The sequence below is a fragment of the Pusillimonas sp. SM2304 genome, from assembly GCF_031628915.1.
Taxonomy (GTDB): domain Bacteria; phylum Pseudomonadota; class Gammaproteobacteria; order Burkholderiales; family Burkholderiaceae_B; genus Pusillimonas_C.
This window is the reverse complement of sequence record NZ_JAVLUJ010000001.1, coordinates 1,675,318-1,691,758: the sequence shown is the minus strand read 5'-3', so window position 1 is coordinate 1,691,758 and position 16,441 is coordinate 1,675,318. Positions and strand designations below refer to the sequence as shown.

18 protein-coding genes are annotated in these 16,441 nt (G+C 62.9%); 9 read left to right on the top strand and 9 right to left on the bottom strand.

The genetic code is table 11. The annotated features are described in order from the left end of the window. Positions 1-8 precede the first annotated feature (8 nt). Genes ruvX through RE432_RS07850 form a run of 3 tightly spaced genes read right to left on the bottom strand, consistent with a single transcriptional unit; the run spans position 9 to position 1,209 of the window. Positions 9-413: a Holliday junction resolvase RuvX gene (gene ruvX, locus RE432_RS07860; protein ID WP_310932748.1), complete on the bottom strand. Its 405-nt coding sequence runs from the start codon at positions 411-413 to the stop codon at positions 9-11. Continuing rightward, the gene (locus RE432_RS07855; RefSeq protein ID WP_310932747.1) at positions 406-999 is read right to left on the bottom strand and encodes a YqgE/AlgH family protein; all 594 of its coding nucleotides are present in this window, start codon (positions 997-999) and stop codon (positions 406-408) included. Before RE432_RS07855 ends, ruvX begins: the two co-directional genes overlap by 8 nt. 45 nt (positions 1,000-1,044) lie before the next feature. After that, positions 1,045-1,209: a rubredoxin gene (locus RE432_RS07850; RefSeq protein WP_073102607.1), complete on the bottom strand. Its 165-nt coding sequence runs from the start codon at positions 1,207-1,209 to the stop codon at positions 1,045-1,047. A gap of 133 nt (positions 1,210-1,342) precedes the next feature. On the opposite strand from RE432_RS07850, the gene RE432_RS07845 reads away from it, so the two are divergent. The 3 genes from RE432_RS07845 (at position 1,343) to hemL (ending at position 4,140) form a co-directional block, all read left to right on the top strand. Further along, the gene (locus RE432_RS07845) at positions 1,343-2,152 is read left to right on the top strand and encodes a bifunctional hydroxymethylpyrimidine kinase/phosphomethylpyrimidine kinase (RefSeq protein ID WP_310932746.1); all 810 of its coding nucleotides are present in this window, start codon (positions 1,343-1,345) and stop codon (positions 2,150-2,152) included. After that, entirely contained in the window at positions 2,149-2,799 is a 651-nt protein-coding gene (gene thiE / locus RE432_RS07840; protein ID WP_310932745.1) for a thiamine phosphate synthase, read from the top strand. The genes RE432_RS07845 and thiE overlap by 4 nt, the downstream gene beginning before the upstream one ends. Positions 2,800-2,862: 63 nt before the next feature. Continuing rightward, a complete protein-coding gene (gene hemL, locus RE432_RS07835; RefSeq protein ID WP_310932743.1) occupies positions 2,863-4,140 on the top strand; it encodes a glutamate-1-semialdehyde 2,1-aminomutase in 1,278 nt (425 codons plus the stop codon). Positions 4,141-4,505: 365 nt separating this feature from the next. On the opposite strand, the gene RE432_RS07830 is transcribed toward hemL, so the two are convergent. The 5 genes from RE432_RS07830 to RE432_RS07810 all read right to left on the bottom strand — a co-directional run bounded on the left by RE432_RS07830 (position 4,506) and on the right by RE432_RS07810 (position 10,627). Continuing rightward, positions 4,506-4,919 carry a RidA family protein gene (locus tag RE432_RS07830; protein WP_310932741.1) on the bottom strand — a complete coding sequence of 138 codons (414 nt, stop codon included), beginning with the start codon at positions 4,917-4,919 and terminating at the stop codon, positions 4,506-4,508. 10 nt (positions 4,920-4,929) lie between these two features. Beyond that, entirely contained in the window at positions 4,930-6,579 is a 1,650-nt protein-coding gene (locus RE432_RS07825; RefSeq protein ID WP_310932740.1) for an AMP-binding protein, read from the bottom strand. Positions 6,580-6,590: 11 nt separating this feature from the next. After that, entirely contained in the window at positions 6,591-7,421 is an 831-nt protein-coding gene (locus tag RE432_RS07820; RefSeq protein ID WP_310933064.1) for an enoyl-CoA hydratase family protein, read from the bottom strand. Between the two features lie 81 nt (positions 7,422-7,502). Then, the gene (locus tag RE432_RS07815) at positions 7,503-8,291 is read right to left on the bottom strand and encodes an SDR family NAD(P)-dependent oxidoreductase (protein ID WP_310932739.1); all 789 of its coding nucleotides are present in this window, start codon (positions 8,289-8,291) and stop codon (positions 7,503-7,505) included. Next, complete coding sequence (locus RE432_RS07810) at positions 8,288-10,627, bottom strand: bifunctional salicylyl-CoA 5-hydroxylase/oxidoreductase (RefSeq protein ID WP_310932738.1); 2,340 nt, start codon at positions 10,625-10,627, stop codon at positions 8,288-8,290. The genes RE432_RS07815 and RE432_RS07810 overlap by 4 nt, the downstream gene beginning before the upstream one ends. 320 nt (positions 10,628-10,947) lie before the next feature. On the opposite strand from RE432_RS07810, the gene RE432_RS07805 reads away from it, so the two are divergent. The 6 genes from RE432_RS07805 (at position 10,948) to proB (ending at position 15,964) form a co-directional block, all read left to right on the top strand. Continuing rightward, entirely contained in the window at positions 10,948-11,475 is a 528-nt protein-coding gene (locus RE432_RS07805; protein ID WP_310932737.1) for a MarR family transcriptional regulator, read from the top strand. 96 nt (positions 11,476-11,571) lie between these two features. Continuing rightward, positions 11,572-12,798, top strand: coding sequence for a bifunctional glutamate N-acetyltransferase/amino-acid acetyltransferase ArgJ (gene argJ / locus RE432_RS07800; RefSeq protein WP_310932736.1), 1,227 nt, complete (start codon positions 11,572-11,574; stop codon positions 12,796-12,798). A gap of 143 nt (positions 12,799-12,941) precedes the next feature. Further along, on the top strand, positions 12,942-13,253 hold the full coding sequence (gene rplU / locus RE432_RS07795) for a 50S ribosomal protein L21 (protein ID WP_310932735.1): 312 nt from the start codon (positions 12,942-12,944) through the stop codon (positions 13,251-13,253). A 38-nt stretch (positions 13,254-13,291) separates the two neighbouring features. Then, positions 13,292-13,552, top strand: coding sequence for a 50S ribosomal protein L27 (gene rpmA, locus RE432_RS07790; RefSeq protein ID WP_310932734.1), 261 nt, complete (start codon positions 13,292-13,294; stop codon positions 13,550-13,552). A gap of 123 nt (positions 13,553-13,675) precedes the next feature. Next, complete coding sequence (obgE, locus tag RE432_RS07785; RefSeq protein WP_310932733.1) at positions 13,676-14,782, top strand: GTPase ObgE; 1,107 nt, start codon at positions 13,676-13,678, stop codon at positions 14,780-14,782. Positions 14,783-14,803: 21 nt separating this feature from the next. Beyond that, positions 14,804-15,964 carry a glutamate 5-kinase gene (proB, locus tag RE432_RS07780; protein WP_310932732.1) on the top strand — a complete coding sequence of 387 codons (1,161 nt, stop codon included), beginning with the start codon at positions 14,804-14,806 and terminating at the stop codon, positions 15,962-15,964. Here proB and RE432_RS07775 read toward each other — a convergent pair. Next, positions 15,945-16,433, bottom strand: coding sequence for an Lrp/AsnC ligand binding domain-containing protein (locus RE432_RS07775; protein ID WP_310932731.1), 489 nt, complete (start codon positions 16,431-16,433; stop codon positions 15,945-15,947). The two genes, proB and RE432_RS07775, sit on opposite strands and share 20 nt — an antisense overlap. Between the last annotated feature and the right edge of the window lie 8 nt (positions 16,434-16,441).

Below are 16,441 nucleotides of genomic sequence, written 5' to 3'. Positions count from 1 at the left end.
CTCTTTATTTATTGTTCCAGGCCGAGCCCGTCGAGATAGCGCTGCAAAATAATGGCTGCAGCCATGGCGTCGTCATCGGCGTGGCTGCCCAGCATGTGCTGCGCCTCCATGCTGGAGCCCCGCTCGTCCACCAGCACCGTCTCGACGCCGAAGCGCCCATGCAGTTGATTGGCGAAGCGGCGGCAGCGCAGGCTGGCATACTGCTCGGCCCCGTCGGTGGCCAAAGGCAGGCCGACCACGACCTTGTCGGGCTGCCAGTCGGCCAGCAGCCGCGCAATGGCGGCAAAGCGCTGCTCGCGCGTGACGGGGAAGAGGATTTCCAGCGGCCGGGCCTGCCGGGTCAAGGTATTACCGATGGCCACGCCTATTTTCTTGGTGCCATAGTCAAAGGCCAACAAGGTGCTTTCAGGCATGGCCCGCATCGCCCGCCAGCATAAGCGGATCAATGCCCAACTGGGCCAACGCAACCTCGTAGAGGTTTTCAGACGGCGTGCTGAACAGAATATCGTTGGTGGCGTCCACATTGAGCCAGGCGTTCTGGGACATTTCGCTTTCGAGCTGCCCCGCCCCCCAGCCCGCGTAGCCGAGCGTCACCAGCAGCTGTGCCGGGCCCTTGCCCTGCGCGACGTCTTGCAGCACATCGCGCGAGGTCGTCAAGGCAACGTCGCCCAGCTGAATGCTGGAACTGTAGCCGCCCACCGGGGCATGCAGCACAAAACCGCGGTCCGTCTGCACGGGCCCGCCGAAATACACAGGCAGATCCTGGACGGGGCCGATTTCCAGCGACAGATCGAGGTCGATGCGTTTCAGGAGAGCGCCGACAGTCAGGTCGGTAGGCCGGTTGATGACCAGGCCAAGCGCGCCGTGTTCGGTATGCTCGCATACATAGATGACGGTATTGGCCAGGTTGCCGGACACTTTGCCGGGCATCGCCAGCAAAAGCTGCTGCGACAGATTGACGCTGTTTCCTGCGCCGGGCCGGTTAGCTGTAGTGCTCATGACTCGCCCTCCTGGTCCAAAATGACAAAATCGACATCAATAGGCTTAAACCTCGATCAGCTCAAAGTCTTCTTTGCGCGCCCCGCACTCGGGACAAACCCAGTTAGGCGGGACATCTTCCCAGAGGGTTCCCGGTGCGATGCCCTCTTCCGGCAAGCCCGCTTCCTCATCATATATCCAACCGCAAATCAGACACATCCACGTACGCATGTTTGTTACTCACTGAAATTTATAAATCCGGAACCCGGCGGATTCCAGACGCTTCTATTAGAATGGGGCCAATATTACTAAACCCAATAGCCATACTTTGGATAGTAACCAAAGTTATTGCCGCCTACTTTTTGTGATTACCACCGCTGTGCAAGCTTCCAACCTGCCACTCGTGCTTATTTTCGGCCCTTTCGACCCCAGCGGCTCGAGTAGCCTGCCCGCCGACGCGGTTACCTGCGCCTCGCTGGGCTGCCACCCGCTCAGCACCCTGACGGCCATCCTGGTGCAAGATACCGCCAGCCTGGAAGAAATCCAGCCCATAGCGCCGGAGCTGATCGACGACCAGGCCCGCTGCCTGCTTGAGGACATGAATGTACAGGCCATCAAGGTGGGGCCTGTGTATACCACCGAGGCCGTCAGTGTGCTTGCGCAAATCGCCGCCGATTACAGCCATGTCCCCCTGGTCCTGCACTTGTCGCCCACGCCCGACGAGTCGCTGCTGGACGACACAGACCCCGAAGAGCTGCAACTGGCCCTGCTGGAACTGCTGATGCCGCAAACCGATATTGTAGTGGCGGATTACCATTTGCTTGAACAATGGGATGCGCAGGGCATTTTCGCGCATGCGGGCACACCCGCCCAGGCATTGCTCCAGTATGGGGCCAAATGGATACTGAGCACCGGCGCGCCTTTACGGCCGGGGCATGGCAGCCACCTGTTGCAAGGCCCTCGCAATGAAACGGCCAGTTGGAGCTGGCAGGCGCCCGCCGCCCGCCTGGCGGATGCCGACGGCCCGCTGGCCTGTGCCATCACCACCGAGCTGGCGCACGGCCGCGATGTCCAGCAAGCGGTTGAAACGGCCATCTCGCTGTCGGCGCCGCTGGCCGCGCGCACGTTCCAGCCGGGCATGGGGCAGCGGCTCATCAACCGGTCGGCATCATGAAGGCTCACTTGCGATTCCCCGGCGGCCTGTATGGCGTCACCCCCGAATGGGACGATACGGACCGGCTGCTGAAGGCCATTTCCGCCGCGGCCAAGGGGGGGATGACAGCCTTGCAATGGCGCCGCAAAACCGTGGCGCCCGATGCCGCGCTGGCGCAGGTACGGCAGGTGGCCGATCTATGCCGGGATCTTGGCGTGGTGTTCATCGTCAATGACGACTGGCGGCTGGCCGCCCTGGTCGACGCCGACGGGGTGCACCTGGGGCGCGAGGACGGCGGCCTGCCCGAAGCCCGCCAGGCGCTGGGCCCGGGCAAGATCATTGGCTGTTCATGCTATAACGAGCCCGCATTGGCGGCACAGGCATTGGCCGCCGGCGCCGACTATATTGCTTTCGGCGCCATGTACCCATCCAGCGTCAAGCCCGACGCAGTACGCGCCACGCTGGAGCATGTCGAACAGGGCCGCATGCTGGCCGAAGGCAGCAGCGGCCGGCCCCGGGCGGCAGTGGTCGCCATAGGCGGCATCACCGCCGGCAACGCCGCCCCGGTGATTCATGCCGGGGCAGACAGCATTGCCTTGATCAGCGGCCTGTTCAACAGCAGCGATATTCGGGCCACAGCGGCACGCTGCAAGGCGCTGTTCGACTAGCCCGCCGCGGCAAGCTGCTATGCTGGCCCTCTGGTTTTCATTTTTTGCATAGAGTCCTGAATTATGTCTCGCAATACTCAATTATTTGAACGCGCTTGCCAAACCATACCCGGCGGGGTGAACTCCCCTGTCAGGGCTTTCCGCTCCGTGGGCGGTTCGCCACGCTTCATCAAGCGTGCGCAGGGGCCGTATGTATGGGATGCCGACGATACGCAATACATCGATTATGTCGGGTCCTGGGGGCCGGCCATTCTGGGCCACGCGCATCCGGACGTGATCCGCGCCGTGCAAGAGGTGGCCGTCGATGGCCTGTCGTTCGGGGCGCCGACCGAGGCGGAAATAGACATCGCCGAAGCCATCGCGGCGCGCATTCCCTCGATCGAGAAGGTCAGGCTGGTCAGCTCGGGCACCGAATCGACGATGTCGGCCATCAGGCTGGCGCGCGGGTTCACGGGTCGCTCCAAGATCATCAAGTTCGAGGGCTGCTATCACGGCCACGCCGACAGCCTGCTGGTCAAGGCGGGCTCCGGCATGCTGACCTTTGGCAATCCGACCTCGGCGGGGGTGCCGCCCGAGTTCATCAAGCACACGCTGGTGCTGGATTACAACCGGCTGGAAGCCGTCGAAGAGGCGTTCAGGCAGCATGGCCCGGATATTGCCTGCATTATCGTGGAGCCGATTGCGGGCAATATGAATCTGATCAAGCCCTTGCCCGGCTTTCTGGAAGGGCTGCGCGCGCTGTGCACGCAATACGGCGCGCTACTGATTTTCGACGAGGTCATGACAGGCTTTCGCGCCGGGCCGCAAGGGGTGCAGGGCCTGACGGGGGTGACGCCCGATCTGACCACACTGGCGAAGGTGATCGGCGGCGGCATGCCGGTGGGGGCCTTCGGCGGCCGGGCCGACATCATGGAGCGCATTGCGCCGCTGGGCGATGTGTACCAGGCGGGAACGCTGTCGGGCAATCCGGTCGCGGTGGCGGCAGGCCTGGTGACGCTGAAGCTGCTGGCCGAACCGGGCTTTTATGATCGCTTGTCCGAGCAAAGCCGCAAGCTGTCCGAGGGGCTGGCCCAGCGGGCCGCCGCAGCCAAGGTGGCGATGTGCGCGGATTACGTGGGCGGGATGTTCGGCCTGTATTTTTCAGAGTCGGTGCCGACGTCGTTTGCCGAGGTTTCGCAATGCAATGTGGAACGTTTCAAGAAGTTTTTCCACGGGATGCTGATACGCGGCGTGTACTTCGCACCGTCGGCCTTCGAAGCGGGTTTTGTGTCGGGCGCGCACGATGATGCGGTAATCGAGGCGACGCTGGACGCGGCGGAAGAGGTGTTCGCAAAGCTGTAGGCGCGATGGGTTTTTCGTGCTTAATGGTTCTTTGTGCTGATTCTTTATGCTGATTCTTCGTGCTGAAGAAAGGCTGCTGCGGCAGGCGCTGTGCAGGCGCCTCGCGCAAGCCGGTTCAGGCGCGCAAATCGTGGATTCAAGAGTGCGGCCTGTTTGAGGCCGACGAATGTCGGGCCACTGGCCCGACCGGCCGAGTTCCGCACTCGCCACGATTTGGGCGCCTGAACCGGGCAGCCCTGGCAAAGCCAGGGCCGCAGCGCGCGAAGCCGGAACAGCGCCTGACGCAGCTGCCTTTTTAGGATGATGAAGTCACTTATGCAATGTAGTGGGCTATCTGGCTGAACCATCTGGCGGCGCGGCCTTTCTTAACCCGCCGGCGCAGGCACCACGGCAGTGACTTCGATTTCCACCCGCGCCCTGTCCTCGATCAGGTCGGCCACTTCGACCGCCGTCATGGCCGGGAAATGACGGCCGATGATCTCGCGGTAGTGGCGGCCGATATCCCGCAGCGCCGCAATGTACTCTTGCTTGTCGCACACATACCAGGTCATGCGCGTAATGTGCTCAGGTCCGGCCCCGCCCTCTTTCAGGATCGCGACGATATTCTTCAGGGTCTGGCCCACTTGCTCCGCGAAGTCATCGGTTTCAAACTGCTGCTGCGCATTCCAGCCGACCTGCCCCCCCACAAACAGCAGCCGGCTGCCGGCGTTCATTTCAGTCATGATGCCGTTTGCATAGCCGCGCGGTTCGAGCCAATTGGGCGGTTGCAAGATATTCATTCTTCTTTCCTTATTCAGATGCTTGAGCGCGCAAGACGAAACGCTGCAGTTTTCCTGTTTCCGTTCTGGGCAGGCTGTCTGTAAATTCGATCTCGCGCGGATACTTATAGGGGGCGATGGCCGCCTTGACGTGGTCCTGCAGGGTCTTGACCATGGCCGCATCGCCGCTGAAGCCCGGCTTGAGCACCACATAGGCTTTGACGATGCTGCCGCGTTCCGGATCGGGCTGGCCGACGACGCCGCATTCGGCCACGGCCTCGTGCAGCAACAAGGTGCCTTCGACTTCAGGGCCCGCAATGTTGTAGCCCGCCGAGATAATCATGTCGTCGTTGCGTGCCTGGTAGTACAAGTAGCCATCTTCATCCATCGCAAAGGTATCGCCGGGCAGATTCCAGCCGTTCTGAACGAAGACGCGCTGGCGCTCGTCGTCGAGGTAGCGGCATCCGGTCGGGCCTTTGACCGCCAGGCGGCCGACGATGCCGGGGGCGACGGGCTGGAAGTTTTCGTCGACGACCTGCGCCACATAGCCCGGAACGACCTTGCCGATGGCGCCGCGGCGCACGGCCTTGCCGGCGCTGGAGACATACACATGAATCATTTCGGTGCCGCCGATGCCGTCGGTCATTTCGATCCCGCTGGCCTGTTTCCAGAGTTGGCGCGTGGCGTCCGGCAGCGCCTCGCCGGCCGAGACGGTGGTCTTGAGCGTGGACAGATCGTATTTGTCGACCAATGCGGCCATCTGCCGGTAGAACGTGGGGGCGGTGAAAGTCATAGTGACGCCGAAGTCCTGCACGGTGGCGAGCAATTCGTCGGGGGTGAGCTTTTCGGTCAGAACGGCCGATGCGCCCGCCCTGAGGGGAAAGCACAGCAAGCCGCCCAGCCCGAAGGTGAAGGCCAGGGGCGGCGTGCCGCAGACGATGTCGTCGGGCCGCATGTTCAGGATATGCCGCGAGAAAGTGTCGCACATGGCCAGCACGTCGCGGTGAAAATGCATGCAGCCTTTGGGCTTGCCCGTGGTGCCGCTGGTGAAGGCGATCAGGCACACGTCGTCGTTCGCGGTGTCGCAAGCCTGGAACTGATCGGGCTTGGCGGCGGCCAGGGTGTCCAGGCTGTCAGGCCCGTCGTCGTGGAAATAGACCGCCTGGGCAAGCGTCGGGCAATAGGCGGGATGCCCGGCATCCATGCAGTGCTCGATTTCGCCGGACAGACGCCGGTCGCACAGGACGGCGTGTATCTGGGCCTTGTCGATGGCTTTCTTGAGTTCGCCCGCCCGCAGCAGCGGCATGGTGGGCACGGTGACAAGCCCTGCCTTGACGGCGGCCAGCCAGGACGCAGCCATCATGACATTATTGGGCCCGCGCAGCAGCAGCCGGTTGCCCGGCGACAGTTGCATGTCTTCCGTGAGGACGCGCGCAATGCGGTTGGTCAGCGCCATGAGTTCGCGATACGTCATGCTGCGTTGCTGGCCGCCCTCTTTCCAGCGCAGCGCGATGCGTTCGCCGTCACCGCGGCCGACCAGGTCATCGACCAAAGCCACGGCGCAGTTCAGACGCGCGGGATAATCGACATCGGGATTGCCGTCCAGCAGCAGCTCGGGCCATTCCTGGGGCGGCGGCAGGTGGTCGCGCGCGAAGCTGTCGGTATAAGCGGATGCTTCCATGGGGTGGCCTCCTAATCGCCTTCGAATACCGGTTTCTGCCTGGCAACGAACGCATCGTACGCGCGCCGGAAATCTTTGGTCTGCATGCAAATGGCCTGTGCCTCGGCTTCGGCCTCGATCGCCTCGTCCACGCCCATATTCCACTCCTGGTGCAGCAGTTTCTTGGTCACGCCATGCGCGAAGGTGGGCCCGTCCGCCAGTTGGCGCGCCAGCGCCTGGGCCGCCTGGAGCACGGCTTCGGCTGGATGCAGGCTGTTGAAGAATCCCCAGTCCAGGCCTTCATCGGCGCTCATGGAGCGGCCGGTATATAGCAGTTCAGAGGCGCGGCCCTGGCCTATCATGCGCGGCAGCAAGGTGCAGGCGCCCATATCGGCCCCTGCCAGTCCGACGCGGGTAAACAGGAAAGCCGTGCGCGCCTGCGGGGTGCCCAGCCGCATATCGGCGGCCAGCGCGATCATGGCGCCCGCGCCCGCGCATATGCCGTCGACCGCCGCAATGACGGGTTGCGGGCAGGCACGCAAGGCCTTGACCAGGTCGCCGGTCATGCGAGTGAAATCGAGCAGCTCGGGCATGCTCATTTCCGTCAAGGGCCCGATGATTTCATGGACATCGCCACCCGAGCAGAAATTGCCTCCCGCACCGGTGACCACGACCGCCTTCACGTCGGTGGCGTAGACCAGGCTGCGGAACAGGTCGCGTATCTCGGCATAGGAGTCGAACGTCAGCGGATTCTTGCGCTCGGGCCGGTTCAAGGTCAGCGTGGCAACCTTGCCGTCGTCGGACACCGACCACAGAAAATTCCGGGCCTGGTAATCGGCATGGGGACGCTTGTGATGCGTCATGGTGTGTACAACGGATTCCAATCTGATTCTCCTTCTGTGTTCTATTTATTGCCCGGCCAAGCCTGTGCCTTGCCGGCTGCGCTAGCCCGCCATGACTTCCCCCCCGTCCACGGGAAGGGCCTGGCCGTTGATGGATGCCGCGCCGGACCCGCACAGCCAGGCCACGGCGTCGGCGACCTCTTCGGGCTGGATCAGCCGCCCCTGCGGGTTGCGTTCGGCCAGCTTGGCGCGGGCCTGCTCGGGCGCCAGGCCGGTCTTCCGGCTGATGTTGGCCACGGCCTCGTGCACGATATCGGTTTCGGTATAGCCCGGACACACCGCATTCACGGTAATGCCCTGCCGGGCGGTTTCAAGCGCTACGGCGCGGGTCAGCCCGATGACGCCGTGCTTGGCCGCGCAGTAGGCGCTGACGTAGGGGTAGCCGATCAGCCCGGCCGTACTGGCCACGTTCACGATGCGCCCCCAGCCGTTTTCCCGCATGTCCGGCAGCGCGGCCTGCATGCAGTGGAAGACGCCCGTCAGATTGACGGCCAGCATCTGCTGCCAGGCGGCCGCGTCCAGCCGCGCGAAGGGCTGGCTGACCGCCTGGCCCGCGTTGTTGACCAGGATGTCGATGGCGCCCAGGGCGGCTTTGGCTTGCGCAAAAGCCTGTTGCACTGCCTCGGGCCGGGCCACATCGCCGGCGGCCAGCCCAATGTCGCCGTACCGGGACAAGCTGGCGCCAGCCCGTTCCAGCGAGGCGGCATCGCGCCCCATGATGGTGACGCGCGCGCCCAGTTGGGCCAGGCGTTGCGCGGTGGCATAGCCGATGCCGCGCGAACCGCCAGTGATCAGCGCGTGGCGCCCTGCCAGGGATCGGGTTTCGCTCATTTGCCTACCGGCTGCGCATACGCTGCCGCCCGCTCGAAGTTGGTTTCCAGTTGCTTCTTGGCCGGGAAATACTGCCGCGGCCAACTGATGTCGGTCACACCGATACGAGCCGATTCGCGCAGCGTCCAGGCCGCATCGGCCAGGTGGGGGCGCGCCAGCGCGCAGAGATCGGCCCGCCCCGACGCGATGATGCTATTGACGTGATCGGCCTCGAAAATCGCCCCCACGGCAATGGTGGGTACCTCGGCCTCGTTGCGGACGCGGTCCGAGAACGGGGTTTGATACATGCGTCCGTAGACCGGTTGCTCGGCCTTGCTGACCTGGCCCGATGAGCAATCGACCATATCGGCGCCCGCTTCTTTGAAGCGCAACGCAATCTGGATGGCGTCGTCGGCGGTGATGCCGCCTTCGACCCAGTCATGCGCGGAAATCCGCACCGACATGGGCAAGTGCTGCGGCCAGGCCTCGCGCACCGCCTTGAACACGGCCAGTGGGTAGCGCAAACGATTGTCGAGCGATCCGCCGTATTCGTCGGTCCGGTGGTTGGTCAACGGTGAAATAAAGCTGGACAGCAGGTAGCCGTGGGCGCAATGCAGTTCAAGCCAGTCGAAGCCCGCCTGGGCCGCGCGCTGCGCCGCCGCCACGAACTGGCCGCATACCTGATCCATTTGGGCCTGTGTCATGGCCTGCGGCACCTGCGACACGCCTTCTATGTAAGGCAGGGCCGAGGCCGACACCAGCGGCCAGTTGTCTTGAGGCAGCGGCATGTCGGTGCCTTCCCAACTGACCCGCGTGGAGCCCTTGCGGCCGGCGTGGCCCAGCTGTATGCCGATGCGCGCATCGCTGTTGTGATGCACAAAGTCGACGATGCGCTTGAAGGCATACATTTGCTCATCGTTCCAGAGCCCCGGGCAACCCGGCGTGATGCGCGCCTCGGGCGAGACGCATGTCATTTCGACCATGACCAGCCCGGCGCCGCCCATGGCGCGCCCGCCCAGATGCACCAGATGGAAGTCGCCCGGCACGCCATCGACACTGGAATACATGGCCATGGGCGACACGACGATGCGGTTTTTAAGCTGTACCTGGCGCGCCTTGTAGGGCGTCAGCATGGGCGGCACGGGTTGCCCGCCATCCGCCGCCATGCCGGCCTGGCCCGCCATCCATCGCTCGTAGCCTTCCAGCCAGGCAGCATCGCGCAGGCGCAGGTTTTCGTGCGAGATGCGTTGCGAACGCGTCAGCAACGAATACGCGAACTGCTCGGGCTCGAAGCGGGCATAGCGCTCGACGTTCTCGAACCACTCGGTGGAGTTGCGCGCCGCATTCTGGATTTTCAGGACTTCGACGCTGCGCACGTCCTGATAATGCGCCAGCGCGGCCTGCAAGTCGTTGTTGTGCGAGGTAATGGCGTCATGCAGCTCGATGGCGTCCTCGAGGGCCAGCTTGGTGCCGGAGCCGATGGAGAAATGCGCGGTGTGCGCGGCATCGCCCATCAGGACCACGGGCACGCTGCGGCCATCCGGCAGCGCTTGCTGGTGCACCCAGGCCTGGCAGATCACGCGGGGAAAGCGGATCCAGATGGCCGAACCGCGCAGATGGCCCGCATTGGAAATCAGGGCGTTGCCGTCAAGCCAGGGCGCAAACAACTGCTCGCAATACGCAATGCCCGCTTCCTGGCTCATGGTGTCCAGGCCGGCGGCTTTCCAGGTTTCGTCCAGGGTCTCGACAATGAACGTCGACATGCCGGGCTCGAACTGGTAGGCGTGCGCCTGGAACCAGCCGTGCTCGGTCTGTACAAAGGCAAAGGTGAACGCGTCGAAGGTTTTATGGGTGCCCAGCCACACAAACCGGCATTGACGGGTATCGATATCGGGCTTGTAGGTGTCGGCATAGCGGGCGCGCACGCGGCTGTTCAGGCCATCGGCGGCAATGACCAGGTCCGCCTGGTATTGCCGGGCAATGGCCTGGTCGTCGTCCACGCTGGTTTCAAATACCAGTTTCACGCCGATTTCTTCGCAGCGGGCCTGCAGGATGTTCAACAGTTTCTTGCGGCCGATGCCAATGAACCCATGGCCGCTGCTGCGCAGGCTGCGGCCTTTGTAGTGGATTTCAATATCGTCCCAATGGTTGAAGGCGGCGCTGATCTGTTCCGCCGAAACCGGGTCGGCCTGCCTGAGGTTTTCCAGCGTGGCGTCGGAGAACACCACCCCCCAGCCAAAGGTATCGTACGGCCGGTTGCGCTCGATGACGGTAACTTCGTGGCCAGGGTCGTGCAGCTTCATGAGCAGCCCGAAATACAGACCGGCCGGTCCGCCGCCTATGCATACGATTTTCATGTTTTCTCCGGATACGTTACCACCATGGCTGACGCGCAGCATGCGCCCGGGTCACGAATGGATATGTTTTAGGCTTAAACTATATAACCAAAAAAAAGCGGGTGCAAGCAGTTTTCCACCCTTGGGCGGCTAGGACTTTCCCCCATTCATATCCGATTGCGGAAACCCTATCTGGATCAAGGACGGGGCCGCCGCGGGCTGGCTACACTGGCCGCGCAAGGCGCTTGCGCCGCAAACTTGCCACGATCATGTAATTGAAGATTAAAATATCCATGCCACAACTTCACGCACGTCCCTGCGATTCACGCGTTATGAGCGATATGCCTTCATTTTCCGCCGCCAGACCGAGCCCGAGCATCCCCGATCTGGAAAGCCGCACCGTGCCCGAAGATCACGACGACTTGCGCTTATGGCTGCGCATGCTGACCTGCTGCAACCTGATAGAAAATGAAATCCGCAGCCGCCTGCGCACCGAATACGAAACCACCCTGCCCCGCTTCGACCTGATGGCCCAGTTGCTGCGCGTGCCCGGCGGCATGAAAATGAGCGAGCTCTCGCGCCACATGATGGTCACGAACGGCAATATCACAGGGATTACCGACCAGCTCGAAAAAGAAGGCCTGGTTGAACGCGTCAAGGTCGCTACCGACCGGCGCAGCTCGCTGATCCGCCTGACGGCCAAGGGCAAGCGCAGTTTCCGGAAAATGGCGCAGTCGCACGAACAGTGGGTTCGGTCCCTGTTCGGCGGCCTGTCGGAAAAAAGCCGGGACCAGCTTTTCGAGGCGCTGGGCGAACTGAAGCTGCTGACCCAGCCCAGAATCGCCGGCCGTAGCGGATTATCGCGGTAGAATCGTTCGTTTTAGACCCTTTATTCTCTTTCTGGATCAAGCGTGAGCGCGAAGCGGATGCTTGATACAAAAGGGAGTTATCGCTGAGCGCATGTTATGGCCGTCAATCTTTACATTCCCCCGGAATCCGACATCTTCCCTGTGGCAGGCATCGACATTGGCATGGCCGAGGCGGGCATACGCAAGGCCAATCGCCGCGACCTGACCGTTTTCCGCCTGGCTGAAGGCAGCAGCGTGGCCGGCGTGTTTACCCGCAACCGCTTCCGGGCCGCCCCCGTACAGATATGCGAAACGCATCTGGCCGCCGGCCAGGGCATACGCGCCCTGGTCGTCAACACCGGCAACGCCAACGCCGGTACCGGCGAAAGCGGCCTGCAGGCGGCAGCGCAAACCTGCATCGAACTGGCCGGCATCCTGGGCGTCAAGCCTCAGCAGATCCTGCCCTTTTCCACCGGCGTCATCCTGGAACCCCTGCCGCTCGACCGCCTGGTCGCGGCACTGCCCCAGGCTGTGGCCGCCGCGACCGGCAACAACTGGTTTGCCGCGGCGCACAGCATCATGACCACCGACACCCAGCCCAAGATCGTGTCGCGGCGCGTAACACTGGGCCAGCACACCATCACAGTTACCGGCATCAGCAAGGGCGCGGGCATGATACGGCCCAATATGGCCACCATGCTGGGCTTCCTGGCGACCGATGCCGGGGTTGCCCCCGAGCTGCTCCAGGACATGACGCGGGCCATCGCCGATTGCTCGTTCAACCGCATTACGGTCGACGGCGATACCTCGACCAACGATTCCTTCATCATCGCGGCCACCGGCAAGAGCCCGCTGCGCATCGAATCGGTATCCGACCCGTTGTACGCGGGCCTGTACGACGCGCTGGCCGAGGCCGCCGCCGAGCTGGCCCAGAAGATCGTGCGCGACGCCGAGGGCGCGACCAAATTCATGACCATCAAGGTGGAAGAAGCCGGCAATGCCGACGAAGCCCTGAAGGTTGCGTACTCGGTGGCCCAGTCGCCCCTGGTCAAAACCGCCTTCTTTGCCTCCGACCCCAACCTGGGGCGCATTCTTTGCGCCATAGGCTACGCGGGCATCGACGACCTGGATGTGCGCAATATCCGGCTGTGGCTGGGCGATGTGCTGGTGGCCAGCCAGGGCGAGCGCCATCCCGACTACCAGGAAGCCGATGGCCAACGGGTCATGCAAGAGGCGGAAATCGTGGTCCGCATCGCGCTGGGCCGAGGCGATGCGGCCGATACCGTCTATACCTGCGACTTCTCGCACGAATACGTCAGCATCAACGCCGATTACCGGTCGTAGGACCAGCCGGCACGGCAAACCCTTGTCCTGAAAGCGTATTTCCCGCAACATGCGGCCGCAAGCCGCTTGACTGCGGGAAATATATCGCGTTAGAATCATGAGCTTGGCATTTGGCCAAGGCTTTATATTTTAGGAATCCCCACATGTACGCGGTCATAAAAACCGGCGGCAAACAGTATCGTGTTGCTGCAGGTCAAAAACTAAAGATAGAACAGATACCGGCAGACATTGGGCAAGAAATCACGCTAGACCAGGTTTTATCGGTTGGCGAAGGCGAGCAGCTGCAGATTGGCACGCCTTTGGTCGCCGGTGCCGTGGTCAAGGCAACCGTTCTTGCACAAGGCCGCCACGACAAGGTCAAAATTTTCAAGATGCGCCGTCGCAAGCATTACCAGAAGCGTCAGGGCCATCGTCAAAATTACACCGAACTTCGCATCGAAGCCATCACGGCCTAACGATTGAACTCAACGGTTTTGTATAGCAGGAGCTAAACATGGCACAGAAAAAAGGCGGCGGCTCTACGCGTAACGGCCGCGACTCAGAATCGAAACGGCTAGGTGTAAAATCCTACGGCGGTCAACTGATCTCGGCAGGTTCCATCATCGTTCGTCAGCGTGGCACCCAGTTCCACCCCGGCGTGAACGTGGGCATCGGCAAAGACCACACCCTGTTCTCGCTGGTGGATGGCACCGTCAAGTTCGCCGTCAAGGGCGCCTTGAACAAGCGCACTGTATCGGTGATCGCGGCCGAGTAACCTCCGGCACGCAGACCCCGAAAAGCCCTGCCGTTAAGGCGGGGCTTTTTGTTTTAGAATAGACCGGCATGGTCGGGCTCCAGGCGCATCATGCGCCGCCCCTTCTTTTATAAGTCAAGCAAAATGAAATTCGTAGACGAAGCAACCATCGAGGTCGTGGCCGGCAAAGGCGGCAATGGCGCCGCAAGCTTTCGCCGCGAAAAATTCATTCCCAAGGGCGGGCCCGACGGCGGCGACGGCGGGCGCGGCGGCAGTATCTATGCCGTGGCCGACCGCAACATCAACACCTTGGTCGACTACCGCTACGCACGCCTGCACCGTGCCAAGAACGGCGAAAATGGCCGCGGGTCGGACCAGTACGGCGCCGCCGCGCCCGACATCACCTTGCGCGTGCCGGTGGGCACCACGATTTTCGATGCCGAAACCGGCGAGCAGCTGTTCGACCTGGACCGGCATCAGGAACAAGTCACCCTGGCCGCGGGCGGCCCCGGCGGCCTGGGCAACCTGCATTTCAAATCCAGCACCAACCGGGCGCCGCGCCAATTCACGCCCGGCCAGGAAGGCGAACAACGCAAGCTGCGGTTCGAACTCAAGGTGCTGGCCGACGTCGGCCTGCTTGGGCTGCCCAATGCGGGCAAATCCACGCTGATCAGCAAGGTATCCAACGCCCGCCCCAAAATTGCCGACTACCCCTTCACCACCCTGCACCCCAATCTGGGCGTTGTGCGCACTTCGCCTTCGCACAGCTTCGTGATCGCCGATATCCCCGGACTGATCGAAGGCGCCTCCGAAGGCGCGGGCCTGGGCCATCTGTTCCTGCGCCATCTGTCGCGCACCCGCGTGCTTTTGCACCTGGTCGATGTCTCGAGCCCCGACCCGTCCATCGACCCCGTCGAACAGGCAACCAAAGACGCCCGCGCCATCGTCGAGGAACTGCGCCTGTACGATAACGACCTGTACGAAAAACCGCGCTGGCTGGTGCTGAACAAGCTCGACATGGTGGACCACCCCGACGAGGTCAAGCAGCGCATGTGCGATGCACTGGGCTGGACAGGCCCCGTTTTCGGCATCTCGGCGCTCACCGGCGATGGTGCTCAAGAACTCACCTGGCGCCTGCAGGAATGGCTGGACGCCGAGCGCGAGCGAAGCAATATCGCCCAGGACAAGGCCGAGGGCACCTATATCGCCGACGACCCGCGTTTCGACGACACGCGCTCCGACTCACTCTGAATTCACCCTCTGCCCCGTCTTATGGCTGCACCCGACTTATCGCCCTCTGCTGTTTCCTGCGCCAAGCGCCTGGTGGTCAAAGTGGGCTCTTCGCTCGTCACCAACGAGGGCAAAGGCATCGACACCGGCGCGGTCGAACAATGGGCCGCGCAAATCGCCAGCCTGCACGGCCAGGGCAAGCAAATGGTCCTGGTTTCCAGCGGCGCCATTGCCGAAGGCATGGCGCGCCTGGGCTGGCCTCGCCGCCCCAATGCCATGCATGAACTCCAGGCAGCGGCCGCGGTCGGGCAAATGGGCCTGGTGCAGGCCTACGAGGTGGCTTTTGCCCATCATGGCATACGCACCGCGCAGATCCTGCTGACCCACGAAGACCTGGCGGACCGGCGCCGCTACCTGAACGCGCGCAGCACCCTATACACCTTGCTGGGCCTGGGTGTGGTGCCCATCGTCAACGAGAACGATACCGTGGTCACCGACGAAATCCGCCTGGGCGACAACGATACCCTGGGCGCCCTGGTCACCAACCTGATCGAAGCCGAAGCGCTGATCATCCTGACTGACCAGCCCGGCCTGTACAGCGCCGACCCGCGCAAGCACCCCGACGCCGAATTCATTTCCCTGGGCCAGGCCGGCGACCCCGCCCTGGAAGCCATGGCGGGCGGATCGGGCAGCAGTATCGGCACGGGCGGCATGCTGACCAAAGTGCTGGCCGCCAAGCGGGCCGCCAACAGCGGCGGCCACACCGTCATTGCCTCGGGCCGCGAGCCCAATGTGCTGCTTCGGCTGGCCGGCGGCGAGGCCGTCGGCACCGAACTGCGCGCCATCTTGCCGGTCCGGTCGGCGCGTCAGCGCTGGCTGGCGAATCACCTGCGCCTGCGCGGGCGCGTCACGCTGGACGATGGCGCGGTACGGGCATTGATGCAAGGGCATAAAAGCCTGCTGTCCATCGGCGTGATTGCCGTCGAGGGCGAGTTCGAACGGGGCGATGTCGTTGCCTGCGTAGACCAGCATGGCGTGGAATGCGGGCGCGGGCTCATCAATTATTCAGCGTCCGACACGCGCCGCATTTTGCGCCAGCCCAGCAGCCGCATCGCGGACATTCTGGGCAGCATGTCCGACCCCGAGCTGATGCACCGCGATAATATGGTGTTTGTACGCGCAATTACTGCTGAGCCGCAATAAACAGCGTTTCCTTGACTTCTTCCATGACCACGCAGCTTTTGGTTTGCGTCACGCCCGGCAGGCGCAGCAAGATGTCGCCCAGCAGGCTGCGGTACTGGCTGATTTCCTTGATGCGCGCCTTGACCAGATAGTCGAAATCGCCAGAAACCAGGTGGCATTCCTGCACCTGCGGAATACACAGAATTTCCCGGCGGAAGTCATCGAAGGTGCGATCGGACTTGCTCGACATCGAGATTTCCACAAACACCAACAGGCCGGCGTCCAGCGCGCCGGGCGAAACCCGCGCATGGTAGCCCGTGATCACGCCATCGCGCTCAAGGCGCCTGACCCGCTCTATGCACGGCGTCACCGTCAGCCCCACCGCCTCGGCCAGGTCGGTCATCGACATGCGGCCGTCGCGTTGCAACAAATCCAGAATATGCCGGTCGAGTTTATCTAAAGTAGACACAGGCGTGCGTTGTATTCTCATGTGCTTTC